General features: G+C 45.9%; 21 protein-coding genes. 14 read left to right on the plus strand and 7 right to left on the minus strand.

All coding sequences use genetic code 11. The annotated features are described in order from the left end of the window. Nucleotides 1–72 precede the first annotated feature (72 nt). Nucleotides 73–591 (minus strand): thiol peroxidase, encoded by a 519-nt coding sequence (tpx, locus tag MHH25_RS10495; RefSeq protein ID WP_036609653.1) that lies wholly within the window; start codon nt 589–591, stop codon nt 73–75. A gap of 148 nt (nt 592–739) precedes the next feature. On the opposite strand from tpx, the gene MHH25_RS10500 reads away from it, so the two are divergent. Continuing rightward, on the plus strand, nt 740–1,366 hold the full coding sequence (locus tag MHH25_RS10500; protein ID WP_036670140.1) for a rhomboid family intramembrane serine protease: 627 nt from the start codon (nt 740–742) through the stop codon (nt 1,364–1,366). A gap of 69 nt (nt 1,367–1,435) precedes the next feature. After that, on the plus strand, nt 1,436–2,347 hold the full coding sequence (locus tag MHH25_RS10505) for a LysR family transcriptional regulator (protein WP_036609648.1): 912 nt from the start codon (nt 1,436–1,438) through the stop codon (nt 2,345–2,347). A gap of 44 nt (nt 2,348–2,391) precedes the next feature. Here the strand turns inward: MHH25_RS10505 and MHH25_RS10510 are convergent, their stop codons facing one another. Together MHH25_RS10510 and MHH25_RS10515 are read right to left on the minus strand one after the other, a co-directional pair. Next, a complete protein-coding gene (locus MHH25_RS10510; RefSeq protein ID WP_036609646.1) occupies nt 2,392–3,072 on the minus strand; it encodes a zinc metallopeptidase in 681 nt (226 codons plus the stop codon). A 28-nt stretch (nt 3,073–3,100) separates the two neighbouring features. Continuing rightward, complete coding sequence (locus MHH25_RS10515; RefSeq protein ID WP_017689377.1) at nt 3,101–3,529, minus strand: MerR family transcriptional regulator; 429 nt, start codon at nt 3,527–3,529, stop codon at nt 3,101–3,103. A gap of 352 nt (nt 3,530–3,881) precedes the next feature. On the opposite strand from MHH25_RS10515, the gene MHH25_RS10520 reads away from it, so the two are divergent. Genes MHH25_RS10520 through MHH25_RS10530 form a run of 3 tightly spaced genes read left to right on the plus strand, consistent with a single transcriptional unit; the run spans nt 3,882 to nt 7,143 of the window. Continuing rightward, nucleotides 3,882–5,282, plus strand: a complete 1,401-nt coding sequence (locus MHH25_RS10520; RefSeq protein WP_076326943.1) for an ammonium transporter — start codon at nt 3,882–3,884, stop codon at nt 5,280–5,282. Nucleotides 5,283–5,320: 38 nt separating this feature from the next. Continuing rightward, nucleotides 5,321–6,409, plus strand: a complete 1,089-nt coding sequence (locus tag MHH25_RS10525; protein ID WP_340019946.1) for a DUF294 nucleotidyltransferase-like domain-containing protein — start codon at nt 5,321–5,323, stop codon at nt 6,407–6,409. Continuing rightward, on the plus strand, nt 6,406–7,143 hold the full coding sequence (locus tag MHH25_RS10530) for an exonuclease domain-containing protein (RefSeq protein WP_017689374.1): 738 nt from the start codon (nt 6,406–6,408) through the stop codon (nt 7,141–7,143). The genes MHH25_RS10525 and MHH25_RS10530 overlap by 4 nt, the downstream gene beginning before the upstream one ends. On the opposite strand, the gene MHH25_RS10535 is transcribed toward MHH25_RS10530, so the two are convergent. Further along, on the minus strand, nt 7,129–7,620 hold the full coding sequence (locus MHH25_RS10535; protein WP_340019947.1) for a M67 family metallopeptidase: 492 nt from the start codon (nt 7,618–7,620) through the stop codon (nt 7,129–7,131). The two genes, MHH25_RS10530 and MHH25_RS10535, sit on opposite strands and share 15 nt — an antisense overlap. 226 nt (nt 7,621–7,846) lie before the next feature. Here MHH25_RS10535 and MHH25_RS10540 point away from each other — a divergent pair, with 226 nt between their 5' ends. Further along, a complete protein-coding gene (locus MHH25_RS10540; RefSeq protein WP_100529308.1) occupies nt 7,847–8,398 on the plus strand; it encodes a TlpA disulfide reductase family protein in 552 nt (183 codons plus the stop codon). Nucleotides 8,399–8,480: 82 nt separating this feature from the next. On the opposite strand, the gene cimA is transcribed toward MHH25_RS10540, so the two are convergent. Continuing rightward, a complete protein-coding gene (cimA, locus tag MHH25_RS10545; protein ID WP_047842385.1) occupies nt 8,481–10,100 on the minus strand; it encodes a citramalate synthase in 1,620 nt (539 codons plus the stop codon). A gap of 531 nt (nt 10,101–10,631) precedes the next feature. Here cimA and MHH25_RS10550 point away from each other — a divergent pair. The 3 genes from MHH25_RS10550 to MHH25_RS10560 all read left to right on the plus strand — a co-directional run bounded on the left by MHH25_RS10550 (nt 10,632) and on the right by MHH25_RS10560 (nt 13,952). Then, the gene (locus tag MHH25_RS10550; RefSeq protein WP_340020485.1) at nt 10,632–11,933 is read left to right on the plus strand and encodes a DNA polymerase IV; all 1,302 of its coding nucleotides are present in this window, start codon (nt 10,632–10,634) and stop codon (nt 11,931–11,933) included. A gap of 115 nt (nt 11,934–12,048) precedes the next feature. Next, nucleotides 12,049–12,291 (plus strand): ferredoxin, encoded by a 243-nt coding sequence (locus MHH25_RS10555; protein ID WP_017689369.1) that lies wholly within the window; start codon nt 12,049–12,051, stop codon nt 12,289–12,291. 218 nt (nt 12,292–12,509) lie between these two features. Continuing rightward, complete coding sequence (locus tag MHH25_RS10560; RefSeq protein ID WP_076249897.1) at nt 12,510–13,952, plus strand: L,D-transpeptidase family protein; 1,443 nt, start codon at nt 12,510–12,512, stop codon at nt 13,950–13,952. Nucleotides 13,953–13,994: 42 nt separating this feature from the next. On the opposite strand, the gene MHH25_RS10565 is transcribed toward MHH25_RS10560, so the two are convergent. Next, nucleotides 13,995–14,132, minus strand: coding sequence for a hypothetical protein (locus MHH25_RS10565; protein ID WP_017689367.1), 138 nt, complete (start codon nt 14,130–14,132; stop codon nt 13,995–13,997). 254 nt (nt 14,133–14,386) lie between these two features. Between MHH25_RS10565 and MHH25_RS10570 the strand changes: the two genes are divergently transcribed. The 3 genes from MHH25_RS10570 (at nt 14,387) to MHH25_RS10580 (ending at nt 16,904) form a co-directional block, all read left to right on the plus strand. After that, complete coding sequence (locus MHH25_RS10570) at nt 14,387–15,484, plus strand: quinone-dependent dihydroorotate dehydrogenase (protein WP_017689366.1); 1,098 nt, start codon at nt 14,387–14,389, stop codon at nt 15,482–15,484. 135 nt (nt 15,485–15,619) lie between these two features. Then, the gene (locus MHH25_RS10575; RefSeq protein ID WP_036609636.1) at nt 15,620–16,435 is read left to right on the plus strand and encodes a GTP pyrophosphokinase family protein; all 816 of its coding nucleotides are present in this window, start codon (nt 15,620–15,622) and stop codon (nt 16,433–16,435) included. Then, nucleotides 16,422–16,904 carry a DUF309 domain-containing protein gene (locus tag MHH25_RS10580; protein ID WP_036609634.1) on the plus strand — a complete coding sequence of 161 codons (483 nt, stop codon included), beginning with the start codon at nt 16,422–16,424 and terminating at the stop codon, nt 16,902–16,904. Before MHH25_RS10575 ends, MHH25_RS10580 begins: the two co-directional genes overlap by 14 nt. A 217-nt stretch (nt 16,905–17,121) precedes the next feature. Here the strand turns inward: MHH25_RS10580 and MHH25_RS10585 are convergent, their stop codons facing one another. Beyond that, complete coding sequence (locus MHH25_RS10585) at nt 17,122–17,670, minus strand: thioredoxin family protein (protein WP_340019948.1); 549 nt, start codon at nt 17,668–17,670, stop codon at nt 17,122–17,124. Between the two features lie 221 nt (nt 17,671–17,891). Here MHH25_RS10585 and MHH25_RS10590 point away from each other — a divergent pair, with 221 nt between their 5' ends. Next, nucleotides 17,892–19,589, plus strand: coding sequence for an RsmB/NOP family class I SAM-dependent RNA methyltransferase (locus MHH25_RS10590; protein WP_340019949.1), 1,698 nt, complete (start codon nt 17,892–17,894; stop codon nt 19,587–19,589). After that, complete coding sequence (locus tag MHH25_RS10595) at nt 19,586–20,332, plus strand: pseudouridine synthase (protein ID WP_340019950.1); 747 nt, start codon at nt 19,586–19,588, stop codon at nt 20,330–20,332. The genes MHH25_RS10590 and MHH25_RS10595 overlap by 4 nt, the downstream gene beginning before the upstream one ends. The last annotated feature ends 98 nt before the right edge of the window (nt 20,333–20,430 follow it).

The raw sequence follows: 20,430 nt of genomic DNA on the forward strand, positions 1-20,430 counted from the left end.
AATAGATGATAAATAACAAAAAGCGAGTGAAGGTTAACCTTCCTCGCTTTTGTTCTGAACGTATGATAACTTCTACAGCAAAGCTTTTACAGCAGCAATCGCTTGTTCGAAGTTAGGGGAGTCTGTCATTTCAGGCAAATACTCCACATATGTAATCCGGTCTTCGGCATCCAAAACAAAAATGGAGCGCATGTCGAGTTGGAATTCTTTGATCAGAACGCCGTAGTCTTCACCGAAAGAACGTGTTTTGTAGTCTGACAATGTAACTACGCGGTCAACACCAGCTGCTCCACACCAACGAGCCTGAGCAAACGGAAGGTCAACACTGACTGTCAAGACAACAACATTGTCTCCGAGTTCTCCAGCTTCCACGTTGAAACGACGAGTTTGCGCATCGCATACGCCAGTATCCAGGGAAGGAACAACGCTGATTAATTTGATTTTGCCTGCGAAGTCTTTCAGGGAAGCATCCTCAACCAGGTTCTTGCTCAGTGTAAAATCAGGTGCTTGATCGCCCACTTTCAGTTCGGGTCCGATCAATGTAATAGGGTTGCCTTTAAATGTGGCTGCGCCTGTACGTTCTTGTGTCATAATAATGTTCCTCCTTATAAATTGGTGATCCGTGCCAAAATCCATTATAATCTTTTATGAAAGGCATTGTCCAATTCGGACATGTACCATTACGATGGATCAGAGATGTAAGTCCGATCTGAACAGGGTGGAGTGAAAGAAGAAATTTATGATATTTATTCGCTATGAGAACTGGAAAGGTTATTTGAAGTATTTCCCTTTGACGTCGCTTTTTTTAATTGCCAATGTAGTCATGTTTATTGTGTTAACGGTGAACGGTGGATCAACGAACAATATGGTGCTGCTGAAATTTGGGGCACTTACGAATCATGAACTGTTCGCGCATGAATGGTGGCGTTACATTACATCCATGTTCCTGCATGCGGGCTTCGGTCATTTATTGTTTAACAGCTTTGCGTTAATTGTATTTGCTCCACCGATGGAGCGGTTGCTCGGGTCGGTAAGGTATGGTGTATTGTACCTGGGTGGCGGTGTATTGGGTAATATTCTTGCTGTTGCGTGGTACAACTCGGTTGGGAGTATTACCATCTCGGTAGGTGCTTCAGGAGCGATCTATGCCGTCTATGGTGCATTCCTGTATGTAGCGCTGTTCCAGCGAACGATGATGGACGAGGCTTCGCGCAAAACGATGTACACATTGCTTTTGTTCGGAATCATATTCTCCTTTGCCATGTCAGGCATCAATTGGATGGCTCACCTTGGCGGATTGTTGGGTGGATTCTTTATTTACGGACTGTTGATCAGATTGTGGAAACCCCGCAGCTTAAAGCGGTAGTCAGAACGTTCTCAAGATGGAATACAGTCAAGGATAAGTAGGGTATAACAGATTGGAGCGATCAGGCGAGTGGAATTAAGACAGTTGCATTACTTTTTGAAAGTGGCACAGAAGGAACATGTAACACAGGCTGCTGAAGAGTTGCATGTGGCACAGTCGGCGGTGAGTCGTCAGATTCATCAGCTGGAAGAAGAACTGGGCGTGGACCTTTTTATGCAAAAGGGACGAAACCTGCAGTTGACTGCAGTGGGGCAGCTTTTTTGCAAACGAATTGAAGGTATATTAAAAGATTTGGACAAGGCAGTTGGGGAAGTTCATGAGTTTCTGGACCCGGAGCATGGAGAGATTCGAATTGGGTTTCCGCATAGCCTGGGGATTCATCTCATTCCTTCCGTGGTGGCTGCTTTCCGTCAGCGCTACCCCAACGTGAAATTCAGATTCAAGCAGGGGATGTTCCCTACGCTGATTCGTGATGTGTTATCCGGAGAGGTAGACTTGGCATTCATTTCTCCTTTTCCAGAAAAGCATGATCAAGTAGATGGCGATATTGTACTCACGGAAGAATTACATGCGATCCTTCCTCCTAATCACCCGTTAGCTGGTGAAGAGACAATTGCGCTTGAACAGCTCAAGGATGATAAATTTGTATTGTTTAGCAAAGGTTATTCTCTTCGACCTATTGTATGGCATGCCTGTCTGGAAGCTGGTTTTACACCCAAGATCGCTTTTGAAGGGGAAGAGACCGACACCATCCGCGGATTGGTCGCTGCGGGCATGGGGGTCAGTCTGTTGCCTGAGATGGCGTTATTCCAGACGAATCCGTTGCAACCGGCACATGTGGCTATCTCCCATCCAAAAGTAACGCGAACTATCGGGTTAATTCATCGTGCGCATGATAAACTGCCGCTGGTTGCTCAGTCCTTTCGTTCATTCTTGCTTGATTATTTCGGTTTACAACAAAACAATACCCCATCCGATTAACGGTGGGGTATTGTTTTTTTGTTTTTGTTGTATTAAGTATCCAATTAATCGCGGCTGTTGAAGATTCCGATGTAACGAATCAACTCAAGCAGTGAAATCAACGCTGCAGCAACGTAAGTCAAGGCTGCGGCATTCAGAACTTTTGCAACACCTTTTTCTTCTTCATTACGGATGTACCCTTCGGATACCATAATCTCTCTAGCGCGATTACTTGCATTGAACTCAACCGGTAAAGTGATGAGTTGGAATGCTACAGTTACGGAGAAGAAGATGATACCGATACCTACAAGGTTCATGGCATTGAAGATGAATCCTGCAATTAACAGGAATGGAGCTAATCCGGATGCAAAGTTCACAATTGGGAAGATCCGGTGACGCAGTGCCAGCATCGGATAACTTTCTTTATGCTGAATGGCGTGGCCAACTTCGTGACACGCTACCGAAACAGCTGAGATTGAGTTTTCGTAATATACTGGTTCTGATAAACGTACAACCCGATTGATCGGATCATAGTGATCAGAGAGTGTACCACGTACAGGTTCAATTGGAACATCATGCAGGCCGTTAGCATCAAGCATCTGGCGAGCGGCATCGTAACCAGTCATTCCGTTCTGGTTCGGTACCTCCGACCAACGTCTAAACGTACCTTTAACGCGAAATTGCGCCCATAAAGAGAGCAAAAAGGCGATAATGATCAATACGAACATACCGTTATTAAAACTCATATTCATTCCTCCGCTTTCTAAGAATAAGCTACATCATGGTGTTCTCAAGCAAGATTTTTAGTGCCTCCATTGTACCGGCACTTTTGGTGAGGAGTCCTGCCATCATTTTACGTGCTTGTACAGGTTTCATCTCTCCAAGTAGCGGTTTGAGTTCGTTAACCTCTCGCTCAAGTTGTTGTACGTGAAGTTCCAATGTTGTCAATTTGCTGGCAACTTGTTCTTCTGTACTAACCAGACGCCACTTCTCAAGAGATTGTTTAATCTCGTCGAGACTATACTTCTCTTGTTTCATCTGTACAATACGTTCAAGCCTCGTTAAAGTTTCATTACTATAGAGACGATAATTTTTTTGTGTACGTTCTTCGGGAGCGATTAGTCCAAGCTTTGTGTAATAATCAATCGTCCGTTCACTAACACCAGCGGTCTTGGCGAGTTCGCCAATCCGAAAAAGTTTCATATCCCCAATGATATTCACCTCGCTTGCAAGTTCAAATGTAGGGAATTGTAGTTTCCACTTGTGAATTTCTAGACTACGCCCAATTTTTCTTACTAATAAGTATGATACATGATCTTTAACCGTACAGTCAAACGTTATGCTTTGGCAATCAGCATACTGCATTTCTATATCTATGTACTCATAGAATGTGATTATGTACTTAAGTGCAAGAAAAAGACGTAAGACTTTATTCCCAGAAATAATTTTCAATTTTGATGAAAATACTCTTGTCAACTTTCCTCTCTTCTGCTTATAATGACATTAAGAGTTTCACGTTATGTGAAGAAACTTAACATAAGAGGGAGTGGGGTATATGAGAAAGAAATGGTTGGTGTCCATGTTAGTAATGCTTACTTTGTTCGCTTTTCCGGTTAGCGCATTTGCGGCTGCGGAGGGTCCGACTAACATTGAACTTCAAAGTGGTTTGAACTCAGCCTTTACGTTTCTGGCTGTTGTACTCGTGTTCTTGATGCAAGGGGGATTTGCTTTACTTGAAGCGGGTTCAACACGAATGAAGAATGCAGGACACATTGCGGGTAAGACCATCCTGACATTGGGAATTTCAGTTATTGCCTTCTGGGCTTTGGGTTTCGGTCTTGGTTTCGGTAATGGTAACAGCTTCTTTGGAACAACAGGATTCTTCCTGAGCGGTGACAAGATGGCTGCTTCCTTCGAATCACTGGCTTTCTCCGATGTTCCACTGACTGTTAAATTCGTTTTCCACCTCGCTTTTGCGGCGGTATCTCTGGCCATTGCCTGCGGTGGTATGGCTGAACGTGCAAAAATGAGCGTATATATTGTATTCGGTACACTTTATACCATTATCATGTATCCGGTTGTTGCTCACTGGGTATGGGGCGGCGGCTGGTTGGCTGAGCTGGGTATGCAAGACTTTGCAGGATCGACGGTTGTTCACTTGACTGGTGCGACTGCAGCATTGGTAGCGACGATCTTGTTGAAACCACGTATTGGTAAATACAACAAAGACGGCAAACCTAACATCATTCCAGGTCACAACCAAGTGTATTCCGTACTCGGGGTTATTATCCTCTGGATCGGTTGGTTCGGTTTCAACCCAGGTAGTACTTTAACGGCCTTGGACGATGGATTCTTTGGTTATGTTGCATTGACTACTAACGTAGCTGCTGCAGCTGGTGGTGTTGCTGCACTGTTGATTTCTTGGGCAGTTCTTGGCAAGTCCGATATTCCTAGCATGTTGAACGGTGTGCTTGCGGCACTCGTTGCAATTACAGGTGCTTGTGCCTTCGTTGAACCTTGGGCAGCTCTGGTTATCGGTGCTTTGGCTGGTGTTATCACATTCTTCACGGCACAGTACTTCGATCGTAAAGGAATTGACGATCCAATCTACGCTTTCTCCGTACACGGTGTTGCTGGTATGTGGGGAGCAATCTCCACAGGTTTGTTCGCTACACCAGAACTTGCTGAGCATGCGGGTGTAGGTCAAGCGGGTCTGTTCTATGGCGGTGGATTCCACCAATTGGGCGTACAGCTTCTCGGTCTGGTAGGTGCTTTTGCCTTCGTACTGGTAATGTCCTTCATTATTCTGGGCGGTATGAAAGCGATCATGGGCATCCGTGTTACTGAAGAAGAAGAAACAATGGGTCTGGATATCAGTGAGCACGGTACTTACGGATACCCTGAACAAATGAAAAATGTAGATTCTAAATCCAATGGTGGTACGTTCAGCTCCTGAGGTGAATGATGCTGAATCATGCTTCAAGGAGGCTGGACATGATGGAACCCATCTCGTATACAAACTATTCCTGGTCTTACCAGGGAATCGATGGTGCGGTGTCTTCTCAAGAACTGCGCCAGGCACGTGTGATATTACAGAACGAGCTCCAGGAATTGTTGTCCGCTTCCTTGTCGCCGATCGAGTGGTACCAAACGGTAAATGAACTGCATGACCGGATTGCACGGAAAGCAGTAGAGTTATGCATTCAGGGGATGGTTGAGGAAGGCTTCGGCCAACCTCCCGTCCCCTATGCCTTTATCGTATTTGGCAGTTCCGGCAGGGAAGAAGCAACGTTATGGAGTGATCAGGATAATGGCATGATCATTAGCGATACTCCGCATGAAGGTAAAGAGGAATATTTTGCTCAGCTCGGACAGCGAATGACGGATATGTTGGAAGAGCTTGGTTACGCCAAGTGCGAAGGTAAAGTCATGTGCTCTGAGCCACTCTGGAGAAAAACGCTGGCGTCATGGAAACAACAATTAGCAGATTGGAGCTCGGATCTGAATTGGGAGCCTGTTCGTAATCTGATTATTGCTTCAGACATGCGTTTTGTTGCAGGTGAGCAAAGTCTGGCGGAGGAATGGATCACGAGTTTTTATGAACAGTTCAGACTGGTTCCTGAACTTTCGGATGCAGTTCTTCGTAATACGGTTAAACATAAAGCTACATTAAATGTACTTGGACGTGTGGTCACAGAACGATTTGGTGAACATGCAGGCGGATTTGATATCAAGTATGGCTTGTACATTCCGCTGGTGAACAGTGCCCGTTATTTGGCATTGCAACATGGGATCAAGGAGTCATCTACGTTAAAAAGAATGGAGAGACTGACTTCACTTGAAGCTGTTCCATTTACATTACTGGATGCATGCCAGCGGGCCTTCTTTGCCGCTTTGAAATTTCGCCGAAGTACACCGGTTGTTATCCAAGGGGATTTGCAACATAGCAGTGGGTTCCTGGATGAGAAACAGATGAAACAAAAGCAAATTCATTATGAGCTCAGGGATACGCTCGGGTTGGTACGACGAGTGCATCGTGCTTTGCAAAGACAGTTGCGTTTTGCAGAAAGGAGACGTCCATGAGAGAGCCGGCAAGGGGCAATACAGGATTCTGGAATTCGCTGCGTCAGGGAGGGGTTCCTTCCGCCATCGCTTCCATTATGGGAGCCCCTACGGCGCAACACATGGCGTTTATCCGCTCTATGATGAGAGAACAACGCAGACCTGAGGTTCTGCATACACCTCTAAATGAGCTGGACGCAGTTGTATTTGATCTGGAAACGACGGGATTTTCGCCCCAGCACGGGGATGAGATTATCTCATTTGGTGCGGTCCGTATACATGGAGGTGTGGTACTGGAAGGAGAACAGTTTTATACGGTGGTGCAGTCCAAGACTGCGGTTCCGGAACATATTACTGAACTTACAGGTATTACACAGGAGATGACGTTGGACGCACCAACTTTGCTGGAAGGGCTGCATGATTTCATGTCTTTTGTAGGTGGAAATGTTCTGATTGCACACGCAAGTGCGCATGACCGAGCTTTTCTGAATGCAGCTCTGTGGCGGACTTCAAAGGTAAGGCTGACACATCGTTTGATCGATACGATGATGTTGGCCCGCTGGCTTGAACCGAGCAGGCCGGGGTATGGTCTGGATGAATTGCTGGAATCCAGAGGGATTCCGATCTATGGACGTCACCATGCACTGGAAGATTCAAAAATGACTGCACAGTTATGGTCCTGCTACTTGGAGGACATGACTCGTAAAAATGTAGAGACCTTGGGTGATCTGTATACCCAGCTAAGTCACGCATAACGGAACGGGAAGCAGATTGTATGAAGGCACAACGTGTTGTGCCGGATCCTGCGATTCCTTCGAAGATTCAATCCGATAACCGTTCAGATGCATATGAGATCGCGACCCGCTTGTAAGGTCGGGTGAGCCGATGAGGTACATCTGAAGCAAACCGGCGAAGGCTGGAAGCGCTTGGATGTCCTCTAAGGAAGGAACAGGCCTGGTCTGGGGATGAGAATGGAAGATACCAATGAGCTTGGGCTCGGAGAATACGCACCGAATCCATTCGGCATCGTCCAGAGTAAAATGGTGCAGCGGGTCAGGTGCTACGTTACGAATGGGCTGAAACCGACTGATTCGTATACCGCCCGCTGCGGTTTCACCCAGCATAACCCCGCAGGCTTCTTGCGGCAGCGAAAGGAACATGTGCTTTGACATCTCTTGTTCTACGGAAGAAGGGATGTAGAAGGCGTTTTGCTGCCCGTGAAGTGCTGCCATTTGTATTCACCCCTCTCTCTTTGGCTCCTGCTATGGCAGGAGTCCTTTTTCATTTTATTTTCTGTGATGCGGATTGTAAAATTTTAAAGGAAAAGGGTACAATAATAAAGAGAACATTTGGGAATCATGTTCTGGTGAACTGTCATAGAGCGTGATAAACACTTAGCATGTGCAGAAATTACGGTTTCAGTTTCAATATGCTAATTATATAAAAGGGTGGCGGGTTATGAAACGAAACATATACATACTCCTTGGTGTTGTCTTGCTGGTTGGAATTGCACTGGCCCAGAATGCGGGTGACGGCATTGCAGCGGTCTTTAAGCAGGAAGAACCCATGCCTACAGAGACGGGACCTCGTGCGGGTCTCCTGGCGCCTGCTTTTTCTCTGACAGCAATGGATGGGAAGACGTACAGTGTGGGCGGTGCCAAAGATAAGGCCACGTTTGTCAGTTTCTGGGCATCCTGGTGTGAGCCGTGTAAGCAGGAAGCTCCAGAGCTGAACAGAATGGCTGCGAAATACAAGGATAAGCTTGACATGTATGGGGTTAATGTAACGTCATATGATAAACTCAAAGATGCCAAAGCTTTTGTGGATGAGTACCAACTGACGTTCCCTATTCCCTTGGATGAGAAGGGGACTGTGTATGCTCAATACAATGGGGTGGCTTTTCCAACGAATGTTCTGATTGACTCCAGAGGAGTTATACAGGAGATTGTTCTGGGCATATTGCCCGAGAAAGAGTTGGAACGTAAGATTAAAAAGTTAATTGCGAATTAATTTTCATGTAAACAAAGAAGCCTTTGCATCCATGAATCATGGGTACAGAGGCTTCTTTATATTTTCCGGGAAATAAGCGTTATTAGTGGTTACTTATCCCATGAGCAGGAATAGGGAGTGTACCCGGCTCATCCTGTAATTTTTCTTGAAGCAAAGCATAGCGGAAACTGTGAACGAGTGCTTCCCAACTTGCTTCAATTACGTTCTCGGATACACCGACAGTGTTCCATGTGTTCTCCGTATTTTTGGATTCGATTAATACACGAACTTTGGCAGCTGTAGCATCCTTCTCATCCAGAACACGCACTTTGTAGTCCGACAGATGCATGTTGGCAAGGGAAGGGAAATATTGCACCAGTGCTTTCCGAAGGGCGTTATCGAGTGCGTTAACCGGACCATTGCCCTCAGCAGCGGTATAAGCGCTTGTTCCAGCGATATTCACTTTGACAAAAGCTTCAGAAACAACGGATTTGCCCGCCGTTTTCTCTACAAGCATTTTGAATGATTCAAACGTGAACAATTCTTTCATATCACCGTTCGCTTCACGAATTAACAATTCAAGCGAAGCATCTGCACCTTCGAACTGGTAACCCTGATGCTCCAAGTCTTTGATCTTCTCGATAATCTGACGTGAATTGGCACTGCTTGGATCGAACTCAAGCCCCAGTTCCTGTGCTTTGGATACAATGTTACTTTGTCCGGCAAGTTCAGAGACCAGCACACGTTGTTTGTTACCAACCAGTTCAGGCACGATGTGTTCATAGGTACGTGAATCCCGCAGGATGGCAGAGACGTGAATTCCACCTTTATGAGCAAAAGCAGCATTGCCGACATAAGGCTGATTAATCGGCATATTCACATTGGCAATCTCGCTAACATAACGAGCCACGTTTGTAAGTTGTCTCATGGAATCATCAGTAACACATTCATAGCCAAGTTTCAGTTGCAGGTTCGGGATAATGGATGCGAGATTGGCGTTACCGCAACGCTCTCCATAACCGTTCATCGTTCCTTGCACCTGACGGGCTCCGGCTTGTACAGCGCTGAGTGTGTTGGCCACAGCCAATTCACAATCATTATGTGTATGGATCCCGAGATGTGCATGAGGCAGGCTTCTATGCAATGTGGATACGATCTCGTGCACCTCGTTTGGCATCGTCCCGCCGTTGGTATCACACATAACGAGCCAGTCCGCTCCAGCTTCGTGGGCCTTGGTCAAGACCGCTTGAGCATACTCCGGGTTATGTTTGAATCCGTCAAAGAAGTGTTCTGCATCAAAGATCACTTCCATACCATTCTGTTTCAGATAGGCGATGGAATCATAGATCATGGACAAATTTTCTTCCAAAGTAGTCTGCAAAGCGGTATGCACATGGAAGTCCCATGATTTACCGACCAAGGTTGCAGCCTGAGCACCAGATTCGATCATGCGCTTCAGGTTGGCATCTTCACTAGCAACGCTGCCTTTTCGGCGGGTACTGCCAAAAGCAACGACCTTTGCGTTCAGGTTTAATTCCTTGACTCTTTTGAAAAACTCAATGTCCTTGGTATTGCTGCCGGGAATTCCGCCTTCAATATAATGGACACCCAGGTCATCAAGCTTCTTGGCAATTTTGAGTTTGTCGTCTGCCGATAAGCTGACACCCTCCCCTTGTGTGCCGTCACGTAAAGTCGTATCGAAGATGGAAATGGCCTTTGACATGAAGATCCTCCTTTGAGATAAAGCGCTCTTTTAAAAGTTTGGATTGTAAGTTAGGAAAAGCTGTTAAGTACGTTAGTGGACGAATCCTTCGATTCGGCAACGCTACACTGTGTTAAACTCAATGCGCTGATTTGTCCTAAAGTCGTCAATTTGTATAATTAATTATTATAGCACCATTATAGCCAAATGCTACATAGAAATCGCAGTTTCAAGTAACAATTAACGGATTTTAGAGAAAAAAGAAGGATGTTAATCATAATCCGGATGTATGTTATAATCTATTATTGAGTTTTAATTGTAATATATGGAAGAAAAGGAGGGGTGATTTTGACTTTTTTATGGGAAAATACGATTATTGCTCTGATCACTTTGATATTTTTTGTGAGTGTAGGATGGTTAATTATTCGGTCTCTGATCAGATCTCGCAGAAAATAAATGCTCGTGACTGAATTAACATAACGGGTTTGATATACTATAGAAGAAAGAAATTCGTTTCATTAATTAGTGTGCAAGAAAGGGCGGGGGTTCATGATGTCTTCAGACGGCAATCCTCCAGCAAATGTGGATCAATATTACCCTGCAGCCGGACGGGTGATTCTGCATGTCGATATGAATGCTTTCTACTGCTCTGTACATGAAGCCGAGGAACCAGATTTATATAGAGGAAAAGCAACGGCCGTTGCGGGCAGCAGTGAACTGCGAAAGGGTGTAATTGTAACCTGCTCGTATGCCGCTCGTAATCGAGGCATCTCAACAGGTATGGTTGTGCACCAAGCCATGAAAAAGTGCCCTGATCTCATTGTGATACGTCCTGATTTTCATTTATATCGTCAATATTCAAGAGCCTTCATGCAGATTGCGTATAGTTATACGCCTCAACTTGAGGCGACATCCATTGATGAATGTTATCTTGATATTACCGGTTCAAGGCAATTCGGGAATCCAATGGAGATTGCGGAGAGCATTCAGCGGAGAATCAAGGATGAATTGGGGCTGCCATGTTCCATTGGCATTGCACCCAACAAATTATTGGCGAAGATGGCTTCGGATCTGAAAAAACCGAACGGTATCTCCATTTTACGCATGAGGGATGTACCCCGGATTCTTTGGCACAGACCATGCAACGAGATGTTTGGCATTGGCAAAAAAACGGCTGAAAAGCTGAAAAAATTGGGCATTGAAACGATTGGTCAATTGGCCAAGTCGGATGAGAACATGTTGACCGAACTATTTGGAGTTAATGGAGCATGGCTCAAAAATTCCGCGAATGGCATTAACCATTCCGCAGTTCACGCGGAACGTGAGGCCAATAAATCCATTGGGCATACAACCACTTTACCGGCAGATGTATCGGATATGAATGAGATTCATCGGGTATTCCTCAATATAAGTGACCAGATAGCCAGAAGATTGCGCAAGCACGAAATGTTCAGCCAGGGGATTCAGATTACGATCCGCACACCGGATATGAAGACAATCACCCGATCACGTCTAATGGAAGTTCCTACGGAGGATGCAACGGTCATATACCGTGAGGCCTGTAAACTATTTGAGAAGCATTGGGGTAGTGGCAAGCCTGTACGCATGCTGGGTGTGACACTTCAGAACCTGATTCCAAGAGAAGAATCCGCTGTGCAGATGGACTTGTTCGAATATGAGCAGAAGCCCAAGAAGGACAATCTGATTCGGATTATGGATCAGTTACGTGATAAATTTGGTGAGAATGCTGTTGTGACCGCGGGCATGCTTGGAGACGATCCTTCCGTGCTGCTTCGTAATCATAAAGTGCGCGGTACTTCCCTGCAAAAAGATAACTTGCAAAGTCTTGATTAAATAAGGGATAATAGAGACTTGTGGTTGCAAAATGTTTGTAATTATCCTTACTTTGTATTAATATGTTTCTAGATAAAAACACTGTACGTTTTGAATTTTAGGAGGAGAGAATGTAATGAGTAAATATACTTGGGTTGAAAAAGACACATGCATCGCATGTGGCGCTTGTGGAGCAACAGCTCCAGACATCTACGATTATGATGATGAAGGTTTGGCTGAAGTTATCTTTGACGGCGATGCTAACCATGGTGTCAAAGCTATTCCAGACGACTTGTTTGACGATATGCAGGATGCATGCGATGGCTGCCCTACAGATTCAATCAAAGTAGCGGACGAGCCTTTCAATAAAGAAGGCTAATTATTTCTCACATGAACATAGAGCACTTTCTTTTGTCTTAACGACAAGGGAAGGTGCTTTTTTTGCATTCATTTAACTGTGATTATCTGACTATGGATCAAGGACGAACATTGTCGAACCCCCTTTTTTCCACCGGGTACTCAAGTCCTATGGATTCAACGCTTGGTTATGCCGATATATAATGATATACGGAAAAAGGCGAAATAGTGGAGGAACGGATGCAAAATACTCATCTAAGAACATATGTCAAGAAACATCCCGACAATAAAATGGCTTGGTACTTGCTCGGAAAGGAGTATTTGGGCGAAGGACAGGAGGCCAAAGCCAACTATTGCTTTCAGCAAGCGGGCGAGGTTTATGAGGCATTTGAACGCAGTAAAGCTCCTGCGGACATCTGGGTAGACTATCAGGATAAACTGGTGGAAATGTCTGAGCAAAAAGAGAAAAAACAACGTAGACGCAAAATGTGGCTTACATTGTTAATGCTGCTTGTGCTGGCAGGTCTGCCACCTGCGGACGCTCCGGGTTTCAGTCGGGAAGCGGCCGACGCACTGTCAGCAGCATTGGAATCCACAGATGACATCGAAGCGCCTGTAGAAGCGGATAAACAGGTTGGAACTGCATCCATTGCGCCAAGCAATGTGTTCACTGCTGCGGCATTTGGTGGAGGTAATCATGGCGAGGCTGCGCTCGCAGCTGCCTGGTCCGGGTCTGGTCCAAAAGTAGAGACCTCTGCTGTACTGGGTATGCAAACCTCGGATGACTGGTCTTTATGGAAGCGAAATATGCCTGTGAAATACATAGTACAAACCAATACAAGCGGGAAATTAACTGCACAGAGTTATGATGCCAAGCAATGTAACTGTGAACCTCCTGAAATTACACCGAAAATCAAAAAGATGGCCTTGGCGTGGACTGCCAAACAGGAAGCTGCTGCATCATTATCAAGTGCAATCGTTGCCTATCGCAAAAAAAATGACGCTTGGCCCAAGAGTGTAACGCAAATGGCCCAGCCATTTCCGAACAATATCCTGGGAGAGACTGCGCCAGGGATGACCGAGATGTTTCCGAAGCTGTTAGCTCTGCATCAAGGTAAGGTACAGGAAGGAAAGAACGATTCGAGTGGTAAAGAGAATGGTTCAACGACTTCGAATTCGTCTCAAAGCAAAAATGCCGCTTTTGCAGATACGCTGGGAGGTCGGCCTTTTTTGCAGGAACCGCTGGAGATTGTCATTGATAAGGATAGACATAAACTTGCATTAATCAGTGGGGATACCATTATTCGTATGTATGATGTGGGACTTGGCGGTGATCGCACACCGGAGGGATCATTTGTCATTACAGATAAAGTGGTCAATCCGAATGGACGCTCGAACGGTGAGTTTGGAAGCAGAGGTATGCAGCTCTCGAATACGAATTATGCCATCCATGGGACCAACGAGCCAGACAGTATCGGACTGGATGAGTCCCTTGGATGTGTGAGAATGCGTACAGGAGATGTAGAAGAGTTATTCGCTCTTGCTCCGCAAGGCACTCCGGTACGCATTGGAGAAGATGTACTGCCAGATCTGACGCTTGTTCCAGAAGCAAAGCAGCGTTATCAGCATACGCTTGTTCCAAAGCAGAATAATCCGAACAAAACGTATCACTGGCTGAATTGATCTGTTTGATATGTAGAATCAGATGGATTCAGCCTGAATCATCTACATGTTGGCAATAATGATAAGAGCACCAATGATGATGATCAAGCCGCCTACACTGGCTGCTGTCCATGCAATGGCTTTGCGATTCACTTCTTCTTTCTTTTGCTGTAATGCAGGTGGTTTACGTTTGGGAGCCATGAGTTATTCCTCCTTATTTGGAATAGAACTGGTGTAGAGTAACCATGCTCTCATTGTAAAGAATTCAACTCGTCATTTCCAGTGGGCGGGTGGATTTCTTGTGAGCATTTTGTATTATTCGATTTGTGCTGTCTATGCGCAAACTACTTTCCTTTTTAATAAGAAACAGATAAACTTGTGAGTAGAGTGTTTTTTTACATATGAAAAGACGGACAACGGCTTTTTGGCGTACCGACCAGAACGGAGTGAGTGATTTGTTATACAGAAGTCTTGCTAAACCTTTGTTGTTCAAAATGGACCCTGAACAGGCCCATCATCTGATTATTGGCGGCCTTAGTGGCGTGGGTAGCATCCGTCCGGTTCCTTCCGGACTGCGTGTGATGTACGGCGTTCGTGAAACGTCTGATCTGGCTGTTGACATGTTTGGGTGTCATTTCCCTACACCTGTTGGTCTGGCTGCGGGTCTGGACAAAAACGGGCAGGCCGTAACGGGCTTTTCTTCCATCGGATTTGGATTCATGGAAGTGGGAACCGTGACACCACTTGCACAACCTGGTAACGATCAACCACGGCTGTTCCGTTTGCCTCCAGATGAGGCGTTGGTGAACCGAATGGGCTTCAACAATCTTGGTGCGGAAGCCATGGCAGGTGAATTGGCACGTCTACAGGATCGGCGTATTCCAGTGGCTGTTAACATCGGCAAGAATAAGGCAACGTCTAATGAGGAAGCTCACCTGGACTATTCGAAGTGCATTCAGGCACTATACGATTATGCTGATCTATTCGTGGTTAATATCAGTTCACCAAATACACCGGATTTGCGTAATCTGCAACATGGGAATGAATTGAAGGAACTGCTCGCTGCGGTTATGAACGAGATGAACGTGCAGCATGCACGAGCGGGCGGAGCGACCAAATCCGTTCTGGTGAAAATTGCACCGGATGTGAATGATCAGGAACTTGAATATATGGTTCGCACAATTGCAGACAGCGGTGTTGCTGGCATTATTGCTACGAACACAACCATCAGTCGTACAGGACTTTCCCACCAACATGCGAAGGAAACAGGCGGTCTGAGCGGTAAACCTCTACGTGACCGTTCAACGGAGATTATTCGCCAGATCTATCGCCAGACCGAAGGCAAACTTCCGATTATCGGTTCAGGTGGCATTTTCACAAGTGAGGATGCATACGAGAAAATTAAAGCCGGAGCAAGCTTGGTCGAAATATATACAGCATTGATCTATGAAGGACCTGAGGTGAATCGGCGCATTCATGCTGGACTGCGTGAGTTGCTGCGCAAGGACGGTTATCGTCATATCTCTGAAGCGGTTGGTGCGGAGCATCGTTAAGAAGGAATGTGAATCCCCGGAATGAAAATATAGAAGCATGGGAAGAGCGTAAAATGGTTCGGGACTCTTCCCCCCACCAAACATCATGTATAATGGAATAGAACAGGGGACGCTATAGAGACAGGAGGCATAAGCATGGACGGTAGAGACTGGGGTACATTTTTACTTCCTTATGAACAAGCGGTAGAGGAATTGAAAGTCAAGTTTAAGACAATGCGAGCGGAACTGAAGAAACGGGAAGAGTATGCCCCGATTGAATTCGTTACCGGTCGTGTCAAAAAAATATCCAGTATTCTGGAGAAATCCAGACGACTGAATGTGTCGCTTGATGACGTGGAAACAGGCATTGAGGATATTGCAGGTATCCGCATTATGTGCCAGTTCGTGGATGATATCCGTCGGGTTGCCGAGTATATTCGAGGTCGTAAGGATCTCACGGTACTCATTGAGAAAGATTACATTACGAATTTCAAAGAGAGCGGCTATCGTAGCTTCCATATGATTATTGAGTATCCCGTTCAGACGGCTCTGGGACAAAAGAAAGTTTTGGCCGAGATACAGATCCGGACACTTGCCATGAACTTCTGGGCTACCATTGAACATTCGCTGAGTTACAAGTTTCGCGAAGGGTTACCTGATGAGATGAGAACTAGGCTGAAAAAAACGGCTGAGGCCGCGTTTATACTGGACAACGAGATGTCTGCTATTCGTCTACAGATTTTGGAGGCGCAGAAGGCATTTGAGGATGATTCCAATATCGTGTCAAGAACATTGAATATCATTCATCAATTATACTTCTACCACCTTGTCAGTGAAGCAATTGAAGCACAGAAGCGATTTAACGATTACTGGGAACGGCATGATATGGAAGGGCTCAAAGACTTGCTGGATGACGTGAAGAAACTTCTGAACAACGCCAGAAAGGGCGAAAACCCGGATGAGCATCTATGAGCCACTGTACGTTGACTACTTAATCTACTTCAATCGGGATCAGGATTATTTCGAGTGTCATGAGGTGTTGGAAGAATTGTGGCTGGAACGTAACCGGGATTCTCTCTATAAAGGGTTGTTGCAAATTGCAGTTGGTTTATACCACTTCAGGAATGGCAATCTCCGCGGAGGAACGATGATGTTACAGAGCTCACTTGATCTTCTGGAACCTTATCCTGCTACGACTCTGGGCATTGAGCTTGGGATTTTGGTACAGGAAGTAAAGGCAATCGTGAAGCAACTGTCTGAGCCTGACGCTCAGTCTGTGACTTATAGGGATTTGTCCATACGAATTGTTGATGAGGTCTTAGAACAAGAGATATCTAGAAGATCGCTTGAGCTAAAACCAAATATTCCGCAACGCCGGAGTCCTACCAGAGGGCGAATATACGAAGAGAAGATGAAGGCGATGGATCAGAGTAAAAGTTGAACCGTAATCACGCTAACATTCAAATGAGCATCCCATGGATATGAAGTTCCATGGTTATGAAACACCCCGACGATTCCTGTAAAGGGAACGATCGGGGTGTTTTTGAATGTTGCGTCATATTCAGATGATTGCAGTTGGCACAGCCTGTCCTTCAACAGAACAGTTTCTGGTGATACAAGTACCTGATTGTAGATACTGTGGTAACAGATCCTATCATTTAGCTTGCCGAAGGAGTAGCACTGCTTTTATATTTTTGAAAAAACTGTTTGTAATCATCCAGTGTGTAGCCTTGGTCACTGCCATTCTCTTTCAGTCCGCCAACCATACGGTCTTTCTCGACACCAGCCTCATAATAGACGAGTGTAGGCGTGAACTCGATATTGTAATCGGTCCATCCTGCTTCGAATTCACGCAGATTGAACTGCGGAAGCTCAATACCTTCACTGTCAACCAGTGGCATCAACTGAGGTGTTGTGGCACGGCAGTGCGAGCAGTCGGAAGCAAAGAAATAAACAAAAAAGCTGTCTTTGTTATCGATTTTGGCTTTGAGATCAGTGGGTACAATAATTTGTTGATAGTTGGGATCACTAAGTAGCTCCCGTGTAGCTGGATTAAGCTTGGAAGCAGCGATGCCATAAGCATTTTCCACTGAATCCATCTGTTTCTTGGATTGCTGGTCTACGACAACCAGTGCTGCAATCATAATGATTAAAATACCCAGGAAAATAAGGATCGCAGCACTTTTCTTTTTCTTCTTGGATTTCATTGGACATCCCCCACCGATCATATCGAAATATAGTTTGGGCAAAAATAAAGGTTGGGATAATATGCATAAACACCCGAATTTTTGCTCAGGAATCAATCTACTTGCCATTATACTACATTACACGCTGTAGTGGAATAGATACGATATGATAGGAAAGCAAAGCTTGGATATGATAAAATAAAACGATATTGCAATCTTACCAAGACAGGATGAGTGGGAATATGGGTGTAAAGTTACCTTTGATATTTGCTGAGCGAATGAAAAGTTTGCTGGGTGATGAGTTTGAACAGTTTATGAAATCTTATGAACAGTCTCCTCATGCGGGACTGAGAGTGAATACGCTAAAAATATCGATGGAACAATTCGATGAGATTGCTCCGTTTGATCTAAAACCTATTCCGTGGTGTGAGACAGGATTCTATGTACCTCATGGTGTTAAACCGGGGCTGCACCCTTATTATCATGCAGGCTTGTATTATATACAGGAACCAAGTGCAATGGCTCCCGTTGAATTATTGCAGGTGGAACCTGGAGATCGCGTGCTTGATCTGTGTGCTGCTCCGGGAGGGAAAACAACACAGATTGCTGCAAAGCTGCAAGGCAAGGGTGTACTTGTCACGAACGATATCCATGCTGAACGCACCAAAGCGCTGGCCAAGAACGTGGAATTGTACGGGGTGCGTAACGCGGTTGTTTTGAATGAGTCGCCAGAGCGGATCGCAAATGCATTTCCTCATTATTTTGACAAAGTATTAATTGATGCGCCTTGCTCAGGTGAAGGCATGTTCCGCAAAGATGAAGACATGGTGAAATCGTGGGAACATCATTCGGTGGAAAAATGTGTGCTCATGCAGCGGGATATCTTGGAGACTGCGGCACGGTTGCTGGCACCGGGAGGAACCATCGTGTACTCGACATGTACCTTTGCGCCGGAGGAAAACGAAGCAATGATTGCGGAGTTTCTGAATGTAAACCATGATTTCGTTGTCAGGGACATTCCTGAAGAAAAAGGATTCGCTCCAGGACGTCCGGAATGGGTACGTCAGATGATGCCAGAGAAGGCAGAGGAGACGGAAGCTGTACTGGATCAAACGCGTGGCACCGCAAGATTGTGGCCTCACCTTTTGGAAGGAGAGGGGCATTATGTCGCTGTGTTGCAGCATCGTGCAGGGCAAGAAATAGAAACAGATCAACCTGGAGTAGTTAAAGAAGGAGCAATGGAGTATGGACAGGTCGTGGATGTGTCCAGGATTGAAGCAGAGGGGAACAAGGATCACTCTATTGCTGCTTCTTCAATTGCTATGACCAAGGCTGATCGTAAAAAGGAACGTTTGTTGCGAATCGAATCCCGAGAGTCCCATGACAGACAGGCTGGTGGCAGCAAGAATTCGGGTAGACAGAGCAAAAAAGGTAAAGATCACGGTGGACGTAAATCGGAAAGGGGTCAGGGACGCGGAGCTGATTCGGCAAGTATGGATCCGGTTGCGATCTACAGTCAGTTTATGAAAGAACAATTGGAGATTGAGTTAACTGGAGAGACGGTATGTTATGGAGATCGGGTGTATCAATCATCGGTTGGTGCAGCTCGGTTGGAGGGACTGAAAGTCATTCGTCCAGGCTGGTTTATGGGCACGATCAAGAATGGGCGATTTGTTCCGTCCCACCCGCTTGCATGTGCTCTGAATGCATCTGAAGCACGGCGAAGCGTAAATCTGTCATCCGCTGATGGCGAAGCCGTGAGATACCTCAAGGGTGAAACGTTAAATTTTGAAGAAGAACGAGTGGTGCTCAAGGCGGATACGTTTGCCAAAGGGTACGTTCTTGTATGTGTAGATGGTTATGCCGCTGGCTGGGGAAAATGGCTGGATGGTGTACTGAAGAATGAATATCCGGCAGGGTGGAGGTGGACATCGGTATGAGTGGAAAAGGCAAACAAACGTTGCGTCTGGACAAAATATTAAGCCATATGGGTGTGGGAACACGAAGTGAACTCAAAACGATGGTGAAACAAGGCAGAATCCATGTGGACGGCAAAGCGGTGAAAGACAGTGGTATACAGGTGAATCCCGAGGTCAACGTCATTGAAGCTGATGGGGAGCGGATTGTGTATCGGGAGATGATCTATCTGATGTTGCATAAACCTCCGGGTGTCGTGTCTGCTACCGAGGACAACAGAGATAAGACGGTACTGGATCTGCTGCGCAAAGAGGATCGGGTGTTCAATCCTTTTCCTGTGGGACGACTGGATAAGGATACGGAGGGACTGCTCATTCTTACGAATGACGGTCCACTTGCCCATGATCTGTTATCTCCACGCAAGCATGTGCCCAAAACCTATGAAGCCCGTGTGCTGGGAAACGTGGATGAAGCGGATGTGCAACGTTTCAAGGCGGGCATTCAATTGGATGACGGATACGAGACGTTGCCGGCCGAACTGACTATACTTGGTCAGGAAGAGACGGAAGAAGGTACGATCTCGTCGATCTCGCTTATTATTCACGAAGGGAAGTTTCACCAAGTGAAACGTATGTTTCAGGCGGTAGGCAAGCGTGTGGTCTATCTGAAACGCGTAGCCATGGGTGAGCTGGAACTAGCTTCCGATCTTACTATTGGAAGCTATCGTGAACTAACCGCAGATGAGTTGAGTCTTCTGCGGAAGTAAAAGCTCCCGTCCTTTGCGAAGCGGAGCAGGGAGTCGTGGAGGGAAGCGGAGCCCCGATACTAACGCCGCAGGCGAGAAAGCTCCCGTCCTTCGCGAAG

The sequence above is a fragment of the Paenibacillus sp. FSL H3-0457 genome, from assembly GCF_037981725.1.
GTDB classification, from domain to species: Bacteria; Bacillota; Bacilli; order Paenibacillales; family Paenibacillaceae; genus Paenibacillus; species Paenibacillus amylolyticus.

Excerpts from the sequence above, each read along its gene's own strand:
- tpx (WP_036609653.1), bottom strand. The coding sequence starts at position 591 with ATGACACAAGAACGTACAGGCGCAGCCACATTTAAAGGCAACCCTATT.
- MHH25_RS10500 (WP_036670140.1), top strand. The coding sequence starts at position 740 with ATGATATTTATTCGCTATGAGAACTGGAAAGGTTATTTGAAGTATTTC.
- MHH25_RS10510 (WP_036609646.1), bottom strand. The coding sequence starts at position 3,072 with ATGAGTTTTAATAACGGTATGTTCGTATTGATCATTATCGCCTTTTTG.
- MHH25_RS10515 (WP_017689377.1), bottom strand. The coding sequence starts at position 3,529 with ATGAAACTTTTTCGGATTGGCGAACTCGCCAAGACCGCTGGTGTTAGT.
- MHH25_RS10520 (WP_076326943.1), top strand. The coding sequence starts at position 3,882 with ATGAGAAAGAAATGGTTGGTGTCCATGTTAGTAATGCTTACTTTGTTC.
- MHH25_RS10525 (WP_340019946.1), top strand. The coding sequence starts at position 5,321 with ATGATGGAACCCATCTCGTATACAAACTATTCCTGGTCTTACCAGGGA.
- MHH25_RS10530 (WP_017689374.1), top strand. The coding sequence starts at position 6,406 with ATGAGAGAGCCGGCAAGGGGCAATACAGGATTCTGGAATTCGCTGCGT.
- MHH25_RS10535 (WP_340019947.1), bottom strand. The coding sequence starts at position 7,620 with ATGGCAGCACTTCACGGGCAGCAAAACGCCTTCTACATCCCTTCTTCC.
- MHH25_RS10540 (WP_100529308.1), top strand. The coding sequence starts at position 7,847 with ATGAAACGAAACATATACATACTCCTTGGTGTTGTCTTGCTGGTTGGA.
- cimA (WP_047842385.1), bottom strand. The coding sequence starts at position 10,100 with ATGTCAAAGGCCATTTCCATCTTCGATACGACTTTACGTGACGGCACA.
- MHH25_RS10550 (WP_340020485.1), top strand. The coding sequence starts at position 10,632 with ATGTCTTCAGACGGCAATCCTCCAGCAAATGTGGATCAATATTACCCT.
- MHH25_RS10555 (WP_017689369.1), top strand. The coding sequence starts at position 12,049 with ATGAGTAAATATACTTGGGTTGAAAAAGACACATGCATCGCATGTGGC.
- MHH25_RS10560 (WP_076249897.1), top strand. The coding sequence starts at position 12,510 with ATGCAAAATACTCATCTAAGAACATATGTCAAGAAACATCCCGACAAT.
- MHH25_RS10565 (WP_017689367.1), bottom strand. The coding sequence starts at position 14,132 with ATGGCTCCCAAACGTAAACCACCTGCATTACAGCAAAAGAAAGAAGAA.
- MHH25_RS10575 (WP_036609636.1), top strand. The coding sequence starts at position 15,620 with ATGGACGGTAGAGACTGGGGTACATTTTTACTTCCTTATGAACAAGCG.
- MHH25_RS10580 (WP_036609634.1), top strand. The coding sequence starts at position 16,422 with ATGAGCATCTATGAGCCACTGTACGTTGACTACTTAATCTACTTCAAT.
- MHH25_RS10585 (WP_340019948.1), bottom strand. The coding sequence starts at position 17,670 with ATGAAATCCAAGAAGAAAAAGAAAAGTGCTGCGATCCTTATTTTCCTG.
- MHH25_RS10590 (WP_340019949.1), top strand. The coding sequence starts at position 17,892 with ATGGGTGTAAAGTTACCTTTGATATTTGCTGAGCGAATGAAAAGTTTG.
- MHH25_RS10595 (WP_340019950.1), top strand. The coding sequence starts at position 19,586 with ATGAGTGGAAAAGGCAAACAAACGTTGCGTCTGGACAAAATATTAAGC.